Annotated in this window: 12 protein-coding genes and 1 pseudogene; 8 read left to right on the top strand and 5 right to left on the bottom strand. The window is 44.3% G+C overall.

Annotated features, from left to right (window positions below; translation table 11 throughout):
- Positions 1 to 428: 428 nt before the first annotated feature.
- Positions 429 to 719, bottom strand: coding sequence for an AI-2E family transporter (locus IQ263_RS29525; protein WP_255515928.1), 291 nt, complete (start codon positions 717 to 719; stop codon positions 429 to 431).
- A gap of 109 nt (positions 720 to 828) precedes the next feature.
- Positions 829 to 1473, bottom strand: a pseudogene (locus IQ263_RS29530) (AI-2E family transporter); the annotation flags it as partial.
- Between the two features lie 658 nt (positions 1474 to 2131).
- Here IQ263_RS29530 and IQ263_RS25115 point away from each other — a divergent pair.
- The 8 genes from IQ263_RS25115 (at position 2132) to cobO (ending at position 9314) form a co-directional block, all read left to right on the top strand.
- Positions 2132 to 2983, top strand: coding sequence for a DUF1206 domain-containing protein (locus IQ263_RS25115; RefSeq protein ID WP_194070836.1), 852 nt, complete (start codon positions 2132 to 2134; stop codon positions 2981 to 2983).
- 91 nt (positions 2984 to 3074) lie between these two features.
- On the top strand, positions 3075 to 3332 hold the full coding sequence (locus tag IQ263_RS28930; RefSeq protein WP_228050343.1) for a hypothetical protein: 258 nt from the start codon (positions 3075 to 3077) through the stop codon (positions 3330 to 3332).
- A 133-nt stretch (positions 3333 to 3465) separates the two neighbouring features.
- Positions 3466 to 3633 carry a hypothetical protein gene (locus IQ263_RS28935; RefSeq protein WP_228050344.1) on the top strand — a complete coding sequence of 56 codons (168 nt, stop codon included), beginning with the start codon at positions 3466 to 3468 and terminating at the stop codon, positions 3631 to 3633.
- Positions 3634 to 4073: 440 nt separating this feature from the next.
- Complete coding sequence (locus IQ263_RS25125; protein WP_228050345.1) at positions 4074 to 4739, top strand: hypothetical protein; 666 nt, start codon at positions 4074 to 4076, stop codon at positions 4737 to 4739.
- A 607-nt stretch (positions 4740 to 5346) separates the two neighbouring features.
- Positions 5347 to 5919 carry a DUF3611 family protein gene (locus IQ263_RS25130; RefSeq protein ID WP_194070837.1) on the top strand — a complete coding sequence of 191 codons (573 nt, stop codon included), beginning with the start codon at positions 5347 to 5349 and terminating at the stop codon, positions 5917 to 5919.
- Between the two features lie 324 nt (positions 5920 to 6243).
- A complete protein-coding gene (locus IQ263_RS25135; RefSeq protein ID WP_194070838.1) occupies positions 6244 to 7863 on the top strand; it encodes an alpha-amylase family protein in 1620 nt (539 codons plus the stop codon).
- A gap of 88 nt (positions 7864 to 7951) precedes the next feature.
- Positions 7952 to 8530 carry a Uma2 family endonuclease gene (locus IQ263_RS25140; RefSeq protein ID WP_194070839.1) on the top strand — a complete coding sequence of 193 codons (579 nt, stop codon included), beginning with the start codon at positions 7952 to 7954 and terminating at the stop codon, positions 8528 to 8530.
- 148 nt (positions 8531 to 8678) lie between these two features.
- Complete coding sequence (gene cobO / locus IQ263_RS25145) at positions 8679 to 9314, top strand: cob(I)yrinic acid a,c-diamide adenosyltransferase (protein WP_194070840.1); 636 nt, start codon at positions 8679 to 8681, stop codon at positions 9312 to 9314.
- 462 nt (positions 9315 to 9776) lie between these two features.
- Here cobO and IQ263_RS25150 read toward each other — a convergent pair whose 3' ends face one another.
- The 3 genes from IQ263_RS25150 to IQ263_RS25160 form a co-directional block, all read right to left on the bottom strand.
- Complete coding sequence (locus IQ263_RS25150; RefSeq protein ID WP_194070841.1) at positions 9777 to 12314, bottom strand: sensor histidine kinase; 2538 nt, start codon at positions 12312 to 12314, stop codon at positions 9777 to 9779.
- Positions 12315 to 12874: 560 nt separating this feature from the next.
- Positions 12875 to 13357, bottom strand: a complete 483-nt coding sequence (locus IQ263_RS25155) for a hypothetical protein (protein ID WP_228050346.1) — start codon at positions 13355 to 13357, stop codon at positions 12875 to 12877.
- A gap of 739 nt (positions 13358 to 14096) precedes the next feature.
- The gene (locus tag IQ263_RS25160) at positions 14097 to 15101 is read right to left on the bottom strand and encodes an RNA polymerase sigma factor, RpoD/SigA family (RefSeq protein WP_194070843.1); all 1005 of its coding nucleotides are present in this window, start codon (positions 15099 to 15101) and stop codon (positions 14097 to 14099) included.
- Positions 15102 to 15792 lie beyond the last annotated feature (691 nt).

Here is a 15792-nt window from a genome sequence, read left to right on the forward strand (position 1 = left end):
CCCCAACCCTCCCCTTATTAAGGGGAGGAAGTAAGAAATTCACAAATGATTTAGGATTGCTATACATATCAAAAGGGTGTAGGAAACCGGATAATTAAAATCAGGACTTTCAAGATGATTGGGCGGTTGAAACCGCGTCTACAAAAACGATGTCGGCCTGCGCCGACTGGTTCGTAAAGAATATCCCAAACCCGAATTTATACCATTTTTGTAAAGATGTGCTATGGATGATATCGTTTCAGCTTGCATCGGAATCATTTAACCTTATTAGAACACAGAGTACACAGAGTCCGAGAATATATATCTGAATCATTCTGATGCTACCGGATTTGATATGAAGTCTTAGCCCTCCCCTTAATAAGGGGGGTTGGGAGGGTAATATCTAGCGCTACTTTATGAAATTGGTATTAGTATAACATAATATCATTTCAGGGTTTCCGGGAGGGAGCGGTTTCCCAGCGATCTAATATATCTTTGATTACAACTTCTTTAACCCAAGTTTGAGCAACAATTAGGATTGGAAGCGCTAGCAATAATCCTAAAAACCCCAATAAAGAACCAAATGCTCCCAACAAAGCTAAGGTGTATGCCGGGAGCAGGGACACTTGTTTTTCCACGATCATAGGTGTAATAAAGTTGCCTTCTATTTGTTGAATTGCAAAATAAAGTAACAATACGGCACCTGCTTTTTCTAGAGAATATAACAAGGCTAGCAACATGGGTGGAACGACACTCAAAATCGCGCCAACATAAGGAATTAAAGCTAATAAAAATGCTAACTAAAAATCCGTTAACCAAAGGCAGTTGCACTTGCAAGAGAAACAGACCCACAGTGCTCGCAATCCCAATAAAACTCATGCTGAATGCAATTCCTGTCAACCAGCCCATTAAATTTTTTTCACATTCAGTCAGAATTTCATCGACTCGGTGGCGGTAAAAAGCGGGAAACAGCCTGATTATTACTTGGCGGTACGGCACGGGATTTACCACAAGCATAATTGTCAAAACGGTAATTAACAAGAAATTAATTACTAAACTGAGGGAGTTGGATAAAAATAGATAGATATGGGAAATTATCCACTGAGAAAGGGTTTGGAGTTGTTGGCTTAAATTATCAAGATTGGGAATATTATTTAAGGCCAGTTCCGGCACTTTTGCTTGCAACCAGTCGATCCACAATCGCAGTTTTTCTATCCCTAGCGGGATAAGTTGAGTTAGCTGTTCAAATTGAGAGCTGAGGCGCGTGAATATCAGGAAAATAAAAACAGATGAGATCGCCAGTACAATGCCAACTGTTAAAGCGATCGCCAGTTCGCGCCTAGCACCAGACTGCTGCAATCTTCGCACTAAACGGTTGAGAGCGATCGCTAAAATTACGGCAGTAAAAAACAATAAAATGACCGCTCTAATTTTCCACAAAATATAGAGCGAGACTATCAAAGCCAAAAAACCGATCCACTCTCCTAAACCCACAACATAAATCCCTCCTACAGGTTCTACAGGAACGGTGCAATATCTGAGATTAAACCAAAGACAACTGCGATCGCGATCGGGCTTAACCAGGTTCTCAAGTTGGACAGCGCAATTTTCATGAAACTTCTCTGATAACTCTTGTGGGATAGCCGTCCCCTCTGTCTTTTAAAATATTTTTTGGAGAAATCTATTTTTTACAGCATACCTATGTATGGGAAAGATTGTGCAGAATTCCAGCAGATTTCCTCAAATCTTACTTAAGATATATTCCCCGTACATTCAATTTAAAACTTCTCGTACCTCAGATAGATCGCGCGCCTAATTCGACTAACTAAAAAGTACGGGGCGATCGCCGGTACCGAGCCAATCCCATCCTGGGCTAATCCTCCACAGAGGCTATTTGATGGCGATCGCCCTGACTGATTTACCTACCTGGAGGGATGCCAAAACTCTCTGAACAGGAGAAAATTATAGTGGAATAGATACAAATACTATATCTGCCTTAAAAAAACCTTTTTTACTCAGAATTTCCCTTTTTTGCTTGTCCTCTTACTAACCAAAAATAGGCGAGCAATCTGCCTCCGGCACGCTGCGCGATCGCAATAAATTTATGAATAGGCGGCTGGAATACCCAACTAATTCCAAATTGTAGAAAAATATGACACGGCGCAACTCACCCACCGATAGCATCACAGAACCTGTCCGACGCGCAAGTTCTCAACCCTGGTTCGAGCGACTGGCAAGACTCGGATATGCCGCCAAAGGCTTAGTTTACTTTATCATCGGTTTTCTTGCCGCACAAGCTGCTTTTGGATCTAGTGGTAAAACAACCGATACTAAGGGTGCATTAGCAACAATTGTCTCCCAACCCTTCGGAAAATTCCTGCTATTTTTGGTGACAATTGGTATTATTGGGTACGTCCTTTTGCGGATTGCTCAAACGGTTCTCGATCCAGAACACGCTGGCGAAAAAATGGATGCCAAGCGAATTGCGACGCGCATTGGCTACGCTTTTAGTGGGTTAGCTTATGCAGGTTTGGCGGTGACGGCTGTCAAATTAATAATCGGTTCTGGTGGTGGTAGCAGCGGTAATTCAACTCAAGATTGGACAGCTTTATTTTTATCTCAACCTTTTGGTCAATGGCTGGTAGGGCTGGGGGGAGCAATGACGATCGGTGTGGGTTTCTCTTACCTTTATAAAGCATTTAAGGGAAAATTCCGCCAGCAATTCAAACTTCATGAAATGAGTAACAACGAGCAAACTTGGGCCGTGCGACTGGGTAGACTGGGGATTGCGGCTCGTGGCATTGTCTTCACTATCATCGGCTTTTTCTTAATTCAAGCTGCGAAGCAATCAGATGCCAGTCAAGCTAAAGGATTTCGTGAGGTGCTGGCCTCCCTGGAACAACATCCGTTTGGCCCGTGGATTCTCGGTTTAGTGGCTTTGGGTTTGATTTCCTATGGCATCTACTCATTAGTTCAAGCTCGTTACCGACAAATTCTGCACTGATAAACTGCTCGCTTCCAACAAAATTAATAAAAATTTTTCTGTTAAGACGGAAAGATAGTCATGATAATTACAAATTGGCGCGGCTATCGAGTTGCAGCTTTGGCAGGCCTTATTCACCATAGCAATAATAGCTGCTGTCAGTCAGGGAACTTGGCAAAATGCCTTGGCGCTAGCATTATTTTTAGTAGCATCCGTGGTGTTTGTAGTGATGAAAAATCTCTTACTAGCGCTGTTTGATCTCCTGTTTGTGTTTGCTACTTTACTCAATGCTGGAGGCTGGGTTTGGGGACTATTTTATCAGCCGGGCATTATGATGAAATTGTTCATGCTTTCACAATTTTTGCTGTGACTTTAGCATTGAGTTTTTTAGCCTACAGTTGAATGCTGACTATTTTTGGCGATCGCCAACTGCTGTACTTGCTAACAATCACCAGTTTGGGAATTGCGGTGCTTTGTAGGAAATTACCGAATCGACGGCTGCTATGGTTCTTTTTAGCGAAGTGATTTGCAGTCTAGATGATACGATTATCGATTTGATTATGGATAGTTTGGGTTCTGGAATAGCTGCCCTAACTAGCTTGTGGGCATTGCAAGAATGGACGCGCCCGGTGCATTTGTCGTCAATAGTCCGATCGACATATCGCGCTTAACGCAAAGCAACACGATCAATTTTTGGTCGATCGCCTTTCATCAGATGGATATTTTCTTAGGGCCTCAGACCGATGGCAAGGCGGGGAGATTTTAGGTTAAATGGGTATACAAGCAAGGTTTTGAAATGTAGAACATAAAAAATCAATCTTTTGCTAATTTTTTTTCATTAAATTTTATTAGTATAAAGAGGTTTGTTGTTTCGATTTAGGAGAATTTTATGAAAATAAAATCATTGTCAACCACAATTGCACTGACTCTGTTGAGTGCTACTATTTGTTTGCCAGAAATGGTAAAAGCTAGTCCAAAACCCTCTCTCCAAGTTGCTTAAAGCAGAGTATCCTCGGATATCGACAGTTTTACGGCGTATCCAGTACAGCGATTAGAGTCGGGAACTGAACTTTCTTTTGTCCTGCGAGGAACTCCGTATTCTAGAGCTACTTTGACTATCCCAAATGCAGTGCAAATTCCGGCTTGTTCTACCCCACAGCGGGAAGCTACGGCACCTGCACCTGCAACGCCCGGAACGGTTGCGACGACAACTGAGAATGTGGTCGATAGAACAGCAGAACTCCTCGGTAAAACTGTGACAGTCAGAAGTAAACCGATCAATAAATTAAGCCCATCGACTTTTACAATTAGCGATCAAAAGTTTTTTTGCAGCCAACCGATTTTGGTTGTCAATGCCACAGGTAAGCCTTTTGCACTGCCGGCTGAATCGGGTCAAGATATTCAAGTAACGGGAACTGTTCGCAACTTTGTGCTTGCAGATATTGAGCGCGAGTACAAATTAAGCTTACAGCCAAATCAGTACGCCGATTACGAAAATAAACCCGCGATCGTTGCACAATCGATGGCCCTAGCCCCCACACCAGGAGAACTCACCTCAAATCCCCAAAAATACTATGGCAAAACCCTAGCGGTAAGTGGTAAAGTTGACAGCATCAAAAGTCCCAACTCGTTCACATTGGATGAAAACAAATTAATTGGCGGAGAAGATTTGTTAGTGATACACACCGTTCCAAAAACAAGCGTGAAAGAAGGGGAGAAAGTTGCCGTAACCGGTGTACTGCGTCAGTTCGTTATCGCTGAACTCGATCGCGAATAGGATTTGCAATGGGATTTGACCTTAAAGCAGAAGCTAGAAGCCGAGTATACCAACAAACCCGTGCTAGTTGCTACAGGCGTGTATCCCTCAGACATTCCTGATTGAGGAATAGAGCTCTCAAATAACTCTTGGGGAACAGGCTCAAATAGCCTGTTCTTTACAGGTTTTTAAAGCAGAAGTCTAATAGCTCGTTCATATCGCGTGCGATCGCACGCGATTCGTAGTGCGGACTTTAGTTTGAGCTTAAACGGAGGACGGTCGTCCGCATTACGAACTATTCTTGCTATGGTAATCGATCGCACATGATATCACTTCGGGATGATGAAAAACCGAGTTTGATGCACTAAAATCATTGGTTGTTACCCGAAGATTACAGCACTTTTCAGGTATGTGAGATACATAGCTCTTGTAGGGACACGGCAGTGCCGTGTCCCTACGGGGATATTGATAGTACCTATAAACCTGCAATCTGCTGTAAGTAAAAAACTAAGGTTTAAAGGCATTGATGCGTCTAGGAGCGATCGCACGGCACCCAGACTATCGGCCGAAACAACCTCTTCCTTGTTTCGTTTGTGATAATTATCAATTCAGCAATAAGGTGTATATAATGAATCAATCAGAATCCGTATCGGTATCGCCACCACTCCTCCAAAGCAAATTCGTCGAGAATTTTCGCTGGTTCAGTCGATTTAGCTTTTGGGTACAGTTATTGTTTGGTGCAGTTTCCGGTATTACTTTAATACTTGCCATGTTGAGCCGCAACCTGAGCGAGCAACCCAATAATCCAGGTATTGGGTTCGGCATAGTTTTAGCGATAGTTGGTGTGGTATTGCTTGCTTTTAGAATATTTTGGGATTTTAGATATCGACTTTTAGGCAGACGTTTACAAGGAGGCGATATCGAGTTCTATCCCAGCAAAGAAGATATTACTCAAGCCTTACGAATTGGATTAAATTCTAGTTTGGTAGGGCTACTGCTCGCGTTTCTCGCTTCGGAAGCAACAGTGGGTGTAGTTTTAGCAAAAACGCTCGCTCAACCACAAGCGCTCGCAACTAATACGCCAGAAAATGTGATTCGTTCCCTAGATATTTTTGTAACGATGTCAAACGTCAATATGATTGGCGCTCACTTTTTTGGAGCTGTTACTTCTCTTGGGTTACTCAATTGGGTAGAAGAGTAGTTGGGCAGCAAAAAACACAACTCCTATGCCGTCAGGACTTACAAATGGTGGTATATTCAACTGAGACCGTGTCCCCTCGATTACCACAACCAAAACGGTTCGCGCGTGCGGAATGGGAGTCCGTAAAATGCAAACGACTCGCATTCCGCACGCGCGATCGAATCTTACTATGATTAATCGAGCGGACAGGATAGGACATCTTGCACCATTCTCAATAAACTTATAACCGGGTTTTTGAACCATAAATATAGGTTTTGATGCTAATTTTTGGTTCAAAAACCCGGTTTTTGCCACAGGCGCAATATCTCAATTTAACTAACTAATATGAAAGACCTCTGGTATAAAGACGCAATTGTCTACTCCCTTGATGTTGAAACCTTCCTGGACTCGAACGGGGATGGTGTAGGGGACTTTCAGGGACTTACCAACAAGCTAGATTATTTATCAGGACTGGGAATTACTTGTTTGTGGTTGTTGCCATTTTATCCTTCGCCTAACCGCGACAACGGTTACGATGTGATGGATTACTACAACATTGACCCGCGACTGGGAACCCTGGGAGATTTTGTCGAGTTCATGCACCAAGCAAAGGAACGAGGGATTCGCGTGCTGATCGATCTAGTAGTAAATCATACGTCCCATCAGCATCCTTGGTTTGTGGCATCCAAAAGCGATAAAAACTCCAAGTATCGCAATTACTACGTGTGGTCAGAAAATCCACCCAAAACTGATCCAGAGTTGCTGGTGTTTCCCGATGCTGAGGACAGTATTTGGGAGTACGACGAACAAGCAAACGCTTACTATTTGCATCACTTCTATAAAGAACAGCCAGATTTGAATATTACCAATTCGGCGGTACGAGAAGAAATCTGCAAAATTATGGGTTTCTGGCTAGAACTGGGCGTGTCTGGATTTCGCATTGATGCTGTTCCCTTTTTAATTAAAGAAACTGGCACCGAAGGTACAAGCACCGAAGACCTGCGATGTTTCTTGGAAGAAATGAGAGAATTTGTGTCATCACGTCAGAGTGATGCAGTTTTGCTGGCAGAAGCAAATGTCGCGCCCGATCGCATTCACGTCTACTTTGATAAGGGCGACAGAATGCACGTCCTGTTCAACTTTTTGCTGAACCAATATCTGTTTTTGGCCCTAGCGCGTCAAGAATCCACAGCCCTGCGCGATGGACTAAAAATCTTACCGGACATTCCTGATATTTGTCAGTGGCTGAATTTTGTGCGCCACCACGATGAACTGACACTAGACCGCATTTCTTCATCCGAACGAGAGGAAATTTTTGCCGCATTCGCCCCCGATGAAAGGATGCAAATTTTCGGGCGCGGGATTCGCCGCCGCTTACCGCCGATGATGGGAAATGACCGCTGCCGGATCGAACTAATCTACAGCTTGCTGTTTACTTTGCCCGGTACACCAATGCTGCGCTACGGCGAAGAAATTGGCATGGGAGATGACCTTTCGTTGGAAGGTCGAAACAGCGTCCGCACGGCGATGCAATGGTCAGATTCTCCAAATGGTGGCTTCTCGACTGCTGCAACTGATGCTCTTGCCAAACCTGCGATCGCCAGCGGAGAATACAGTTATAAACAAGTCAATGTCGCCGCAGCGCAGCGCGATCCTAACTCATTAATTAACTGGGTCGAACGTGCAATCCGCATCCGCAAGCAATGTCCTGAGTTCGGTAGGGGAAAATGGCAAATTTTGGAAACCGACTGTTCTTGGGTTTTTGCCCACTGCTGTCACTGGGAAGGCAGGACATTACTTGTCGTCCACAATCTAGCCGACAAACCTTGCACGGTTACTCTCAAATCTAACGAATACACCAATCTTATTGATTTATTTGGCGATCGCCTGTACGAATCTCTCGATGACGGATCGCCCTGTATTCCCTTACAAGCTTACGGCTATCGCTGGTTGCGAGTCAATTAAATCTTAGACAAATCCTGATTGTTCAATATTCGGATTAGTTTGCGGATTTTCCCGGCTGATGCCACCCGATTTACCAACAGATAATACCATGCTAGCAGTTACCATTAATTTTGATGCGATCGCCCAAATCACCGACGACCAATTTTATCAACTGTGTCGCGAAAACCCCGATGTCAAATTTGAACGCAACGCCAAAGGAGAAATAATCGTCATGTCACCCACAGGAGGAGAAACCGGAAACAGCAATTCAGAAATTAATGCAGATTTTGTGATTTGGAACCGACAAACTAAACTGGGAGTTTGTTTCGATTCTTCAACTTGTTTCAAACTCCCCAGCGGTGCAAATCGTTCTCCCGATGTCTCTTGGATAAAAAAAGAAAGATGGGATGCACTGACTCCCGAACAAAAACAAAAATTTCCTCCTATCGCCCCAGATTTTGTCTTAGAGTTAATGTCCCCGACTGACAGTCTCAAGGATACTCAAGACAAAATGCAAGAATACATGAAAAATCAAGTAAAATTAGGCTGGTTAATCAACCGTAAAACCCGCCGAGTAGAAATCTACCGCCAAGGACAAGCAACAGAAGTTTTGGAAAGTCCCGCAGAGCTTTCAGGAGAAGATATTTTGCCCGGTTTCGTGCTAAACTTGCAAACAATCTGGGCGTAATACGATTTTAGATTTTAGATCGGGGATGATTTACTGGATAATAGTTTGAAGATTCCCTAAATTTGTATGTTCAGGAAAAATGGTATAACTAGACATCCTGAATCTATCAGCGTTTATTTGCGTTAATCTGCGGTTAAAAAGCAATCTCATGGAAACCAATACAGAAACAACTACAACCACTGGTTTAACAGCCGAACAGCACAAACAGAAAATGCAGCGCCGCCAAGAAGTGCAGGCGCAGCGAATTGCCAACGCTGCTAAAGACAAAGGTTTGATAATTGTCAATACCGGCAACGGTAAAGGCAAAACTACGGCTGCTTTGGGCATGGTTGTGCGATCGCTCGGTCACGGATACCGCGTCGCCATAGTACAATTTATCAAAGGAGCTTGGGAACCTGCAGAAAAAGCCGTTTTTGAAATGTGGGAAAAACAGCTAGAATTTCATGCAATGGGTGAAGGTTTTACCTGGGACACGCAAGACCGCGATCGAGATATCGCAACAGCTCAAAAAGCCTGGGATAAAGCCTTAACTTTTATCTGCAATCGCGAATTTAAATTAGTGCTGCTAGATGAAGTTAATATAGCATTAAAACTGGGTTATTTGCAAGTAGAGCAAGTTCTCTCCGGCTTAGAACAAAAACCCGAAGAAACTCATGTTATTTTAACAGGTAGAGGCGCGCCCCCAGAATTAATTGAACGGGCAGATTTGGTTACTGAAATGACTTTAATCAAGCATCCATTTCGGGAACAAGGGATTAAAGCTCAAGCAGGTATTGAATATTAATATGGTTCGTAGTGCGTCTTAGGATCGAAAACTTAATAACTTAAACAACTCCTACAGTCCTCTCTCCTGTAAGTTGCTTTCCTCAAAGGAGGCAGAGCCTCCGCACCTGCATTACCAGGCAGAGCCTGGTAACGAGCAATCGCTTAAGTTATACCAATTTTAAAAAAGAATGCAACAGTGTTCTTGTCCCCCCCCTTTGCAAGGGGGGGCTAGGGGGGGGTCGAAGAGTGTTGCACGATTTTAGAAAAATGGTATTATTAAATTTTTATTCCTTAGTGTCCGCAACAAAAGAACACTCAACCATTTAGTTTTTCGCCCTCTAGTCAACAGTCAACCGTCAACAGTCAACGGTCAACCGTCAACAGTCAACAGTCAACAGTCAACCGTCAACCGTCAACCGTCAACCGTCAACAGTCAACCGTCAACAGTCAACCGGAATTCATATCAAATATCAAATATATCCTATGCCGGCAACATGAGAGTAAAAGTTGAACCCTTGCCCAACTCGCTATTCACCGTAATTTCTCCCCCCAACATCTCAGAGTATTTCTGTGCTATTGCCAAACCCAAACCCGTACCTCCGTACTTGCGAGTAGTCGAAGCATCAGCTTGTGTAAAAGGTTGAAATAACTTTTGTAGCTGTTCGGGAGTTATCCCAATTCCCGTATCCGTACACTTAAAAATAAACCGTTCAGCATCCCAACTATTCTCATCATTTTTAATTTTTTCGACGCTGAGTGTAATTGTCCCTTTTTCGGTAAACTTAGTGGCGTTGCTGAGCAAGTTAAACAAAATTTGAGTAAATTTAATTTTATCAGAATGCAATTCGCCAATATCATTAGGGCACTCAATATTCAAACGATTAGTGTTTCGTAAAAATAGCGGTTGAACAGTTTTGGCGATATCTTGAACTGCGTCGAACAGGTCAAAAGTTGTCAATTCAAGTTCCGCGTGACCGGCTTCTATTTTCGATAAATCCAGAATATCATTAATCAATCCCAGTAAATGATTGCCTGCATTATGAATTCTTGTTAAGTCAGAAATAAAATTTTCTTCGCCCAAATCTAAAGCCTCTTCTTGCAAAATTTCGCTGTAGCCGATAATTGCATTTAGAGGAGTTCGCAGTTCGTGGCTCATGTTAGCTAAAAACTGACTTTTCGCCAAATTAGCTGCTTCTGCTGCTTCCTTGGCCTTGTACAGTTCTGCCTCGGCTTGCAAGCGGTCGGTCACGTCGTGAGCCATGACTAATTCAGCATTTTTGCTATCAAATATCAAGGCATAAGAAGTAATTTCTACGTCAATAATTCTGCCGTCTTTTTTCTGGTGCTGCCACAGGCTGGCAAAATCAATGTCTGCATCTACTTGGGATATATTTTGTAGCCATCTTGGTAGTTCTTGGGGAGGATAAATGTCGGCAACGGTCATGTCTAGAAATTCTTCGCGAGTGTAGCCGTAGTGGTGGATAGCTGCTTGATTGACGGCTATAAATTCGAGGGTTTCTAAGTCGTAAACCCACATGGGATGGGGGTTGTATCTAAACAAAAGTTTGTAGCGTTCTTCGGAGGCTCGCAGTTCGGCTTCGGCTTGTTTGCGCTCGGTAATGTCGCGGACAACAGTGCAAATAATCTCGCGGCCTCCGTAGGAAATCACGCTGGCACTCACTTCTACGTCCACGCAGGAACCGTCTCGGCGCTGGTAGAGAACTTCGCCCATTTTGAATTTTTTGTCGGTCAGCAGGGACTCGATATTGCTGTCAATTAGGTCTTGGGAGTAGGCGGTGATATCGTAAATAGTCAGTTGCGATATTGCTTCCAGGCTGTAATCTAGCAAGTTTCTAAATGCTGTATTGGCTTCTAAAAGCCGTTTGGTTTGAGCGTCCCACAGGAAAATACAATCTGTAGCTTGCTCGACTACGGCTCGGTAGCGGGCTTTTTCTTCTAGTTGTTCGTTTTCGGCACTGGCGATCGCCCCGAGCATTCCATTGATAGTATGGGCAAGGTCGGACAACTCGTCTTCGCCCGTCACCTGCAGCCGCATCGAGAGGTCTTGGCTGCTGCTGACACGGTTCACTGATGAAGCCAAACCGCTCAAGGGAGACAGCACCAAATACTCTAGCAACAGCAGAGTGCAGCCGACAAACCCAATGCCCGCTAACGTTACAGACACCAGCAGGTACAGCAAACTAATTTGACCTTGGCGGTAGATTTCTCTGGGTATATCAACTCGCAGCAGCAGTGCGGGTCGATCGTAAATATCCCGGATCAGGGCGTAACCTGCCATCAAATCTTCGCTGACACGGCGCACCAAAATCGGTTTTTTCCCCGACAGTTTCTCCCGCGCTTCCACAAAGTCAGCAGGTAACTGAGCCTCATTAACGGTGCGTACAATCAGAGGCAAGCGAGTAATTTTAGAAATCCTGGCAATTGCCGCAGCATCCAAATTGCGCCCGAATATCAGTGTGCCTCGAATCGGGCCAGTGTTTTTTGTAGTGACAATTGGTCGGGAAGCAATCAGTATCGGCCCTGACGGTAGCAGCAGAATACCAGCGAGGCTGCTTTTGATGTTGGGGTGCTGCAACAGCGGGTCGCTGAGAGAAATGCGCTTTTTTAATGCTTCTGGAACAGGGGTTAGTTTCACCTTCTGGCTGTCGAAACCCGTACCGTAAACTATTTTGCCCGAAGTATTGACAAATAGGGCTATATTAACTCTCACATTAGCCAGTCCTTCGGGAATCAAATTGGAGGCGATAAATTCTTTGTTACCGTTTTGGATGAAAGCGTAGTTGTCGTCCCAGGCTGACCAGTCGGCAAAGCGCAAGTTGAAATCATCGGCGGTTTGGCCGAACACGTTGAGCGCTCCCTTGACAACTTGTGTGGCTTCTTGTTCTTCTGCTTTGACAAGGCTGCTCAAAAGGATGCTTGAGGAGGCGGCATATAGAATGCTAGTCAGCCCAGCGATGGTAATGCCAACTATTGATAGTGTTTTTCGACGCAGTTTCATCTTGCCGAGTGTGTGGTGTCTGTCTAAAATTCAGGGTTCGGGAGCAATTTTCTTGCTGTTTCCTGAACCCTGACGGATGGCGTGGCGCAGTCTGCCGTCCGAGAGTGTTGTAGTTTGACTGTGCGTCAGAGGCCTACATTTTCTCCGGTATTTCCTGTTTTTTGTCTGACGCACCCTAGCAATGCCTTCTTAAGCAGTATACAGCTAACATCCGCTGACTTCCGGCATGGCGATCGAGCCTGGTTTGTCGCGAAACAATATCTTAGCCAAACGGGAAAATATTCTCAGAAAAAAGGTTGGGTTTAGGTTCTGGCCTTCAAAAAATGCGCCTTATTTCGCTTCGCTGTAGTCAATGGAGCAAAAAAATTGCGCTTGGATTCGTTAAATAAGCCTGATTTCTGACAAAAATAACAGGTTTGATAGCGAAGCATTGAGGAAGAAACTAGATTGCGAGATTGTTTTTGCTGCAGGCAGATTGGTGCTTCGTTCTAGTTTTAATAGCAGTTCCCCAAACAATACAACAAATCGAGTCCGCGATCCAAATTTTTATAAAAATAATATTACTTTGCCCACACTTGCTGTTTGTGAGCTTCCTTGCAAATACCCAAAATTCGCCGGTCGTTGTCACTAGGGGCGGAAAGTTGCTGATACTGTTGCAGGTTGACGGAGTAGGGAGAGCTAGTGCCGTCGTAACTGTCCACTACTGTTAAATTTAACCGAGTTCGGTCTAGATTGCCGTAAAAACAGTAAAAATTAGACTGAGGCAGGTAAAAAGCCCCAATTACTTTACTCTGTCTCATTTCAAATACAAAATATTCTTTTTTAATTTCATCTGGTTTGTTGGACTGGCCGTAGAGGTAAACACCGTCTGCTAAACCTGTGAATGCTGTATCTGGCTGGGGATTGGCGGGGGATTGCGAGATGGAAACGCCGGATTTGATGTCCCAGTGTCGGAATTCGCGCAGGGCGAATCCGATGCTGAAGTTACCGGGCGAGAGGGCCAGGGCGATCGCAATAGCTTCTACACTGCTTGTTAATATCAAATAATTTAACACCACTCTTCTACCCCAAAATTTTAACTAATACGAGTGGGAAGTCCCACACTCTATCCGTTTACAGGATGAGTGACGGGATGAAAACGAGCAGCCAACAAATTGAGCGATAGCGAATCCATGATAGGATCGAACTAAGCGGGGATGATAAGAGTAGCCGTGGTGGGCGAATTTTCCGTTGTATAAAGGCTAGACACCACCTATCAGTTTCTGACTGATAGCCCCAATATCCCGCTAGGCCGTAAAAGAGCTGATGGATGGGTGAAAAAATCAACAATTCTACTCCTTGGGACACAGGGAGTCTGCCTCGAAGATAAGTAATTATCTTGCTAGTAAGTACCACCTTCGGGTAAGTAAAACCTACGGAGGGAGGATAAGACCAGCTTAGAGATGGCTCTAATAAGGCTCTCCCGTTGAAAGAGGAAGCTTGCACTCTATTTGTTTACAAAATGAGTGTCGGGTATGTCACATAGCTGCCTCGAATCAACTCTTGTACCAGTTTCAAAAAGCTCGTAAAGAAACTGGGTATTTGACTCAAAGCTGACTATTCAATTGAAGTCTCGATCGCCCGCCCGGTTCCTGAACTCTCATCTAAAATTAGTTTTAATAAATTTTGTTTGCGATCGCGCCCGATCGGGCGATCGACCTTTCAAATAAAAACATCATTACCAGCAACACCAATACGAAAAAAGAGTTGAGATTTTGGTAAAAATCTCAACTCTTTAAGTCACTAACTAGCCAAATATTCTCTGACTTGAGATTGGCGCCGCCGCAGGTGGGCGAGGGCTTGATGTTCTAGCTGCCGCACCCGTTCCCGGCTGAGATTGAGCCGTTCTCCCACTTTCGCCAGCGACATTTCGGTGCCGTCTTCCAAACCGAAGCGCAGAACGATCACATCTCGCTGCTGCGGGGTAAGTTCTGAGATCAAAGTATTCAGGTCTTGCCGCAGCAATTCCGAGGTAATGTAGTTGTCTGGAGATGCAGTTTCGTCTTCTAAGAGTTCTTGCAGTTCTGTATCTTGGTTGTCTCCAACCCGCAAGTCCAAAGAGACTGGATGTCTTGCCATCAGCAGGTATTCCCGAATTTGGGAAGGGTGCAGTTCCAAGGCGGAGGCAATTTCTGCAGGGGAGGGAGAACGACCCAACTGCTGAGTGAGTTCCCGCTGCACTTTTTTAATTTTGTTGAGTTTTTCGGTGATGTGAATTGGTAATCGAATGGTGCGGGCGTGTTGGGCGATCGCGCGGGTGATTGCTTGGCGAATCCACCAGTAGGCGTAGGTAGAAAATTTGTATCCCCGCATCGGGTCAAATTTTTCTACTCCTCGTTCTAAACCGAGGGTGCCTTCTTGAATTAAATCCAAGAATTCCATGTTGCGTTTCTGGTATTTTTTGGCGATCGCCACTACTAAGCGCAAATTCGCTTCAATCATCTTTTTCTTGGCGCGCCGCCCCGACTGCAAGATCCTGTTCAGTTCAGCTTCTGTCAACTCCATTTCGGCAGCCCACTCTTGCTGAGTGAGTTCCCGCTGCCATTCTTTAGCCAGTGCTTGTTTGGCTTCGATTAATTTCATCATTTGCTGTACCTGCTTGCCGAAAATAATCTCTTCTTCTCGGGTTAGCAGGGGTACTCGACCGATCTCGTGCAGATAGGTACGAACCGTATCCGTTGAGGAGTATGGCCGACTGCTTGTGCGATCGGCTTTCACTGTTTTGGTTTTAGGGGTTGTAGTGGACATGGGTGAGTTTTGCACTCCTTGTAACAACAGATAAAAAGTTGGTGATACCCTGTCCCACTCTTGTAAGTGGGATCGAGACTGCTACAGAGGGGATATTACCCCCTCCTGTTTATCGGTGACGATCGGTAGAAGCTTGTTGTTTGGGATTAATTTTGTGCTTGATTGTCTAGTAATCCCCGTCGATTTTCCGTAAATTGCTAGCTTTAACAGCTTGTTCCGGCGAAGTGAATTTAAGTTTACTTTACTCAATATTATTCCAAATTTTGAGAGTCGTAAAGGGTAAAAACCTCTGTCTTAAGGTCAAGATTCTACATTTTTCCTTAAGGTTTTCAATTCCTTGCTAGTTTTAACTGCAACTCAACTTCACAATACTCATGCAAACCTACTCATACAAACAGACTCATGCAATTCGAGGGCTTTTTTTGCTCTCTGTTCTATCATCGCTTGAATTTTTCTCCCTGCCTAGATGCTGGGATGCGAGATAACCGAACCCGATCGCCGTATTCGCTGCACTTACCATTTAAAATATTTCTTGACATTTATTATAAAGTATGATATGCAAATTATGCTGTGAGCGAGTAAGATGTGTGACATGACTCCGACTAGAAAAAGTGGCTGTTGGGCATTTAAATTGTAAATTTCAATGCCATATTCCCCTCTCCCAATCTCCCCCTCTCCCCCTCTCCCAATC

Origin of the sequence: Tychonema sp. LEGE 06208, assembly GCF_015207505.1 — a bacterium.
Lineage (GTDB): Bacteria > Cyanobacteriota > Cyanobacteriia > Cyanobacteriales > Microcoleaceae > Microcoleus.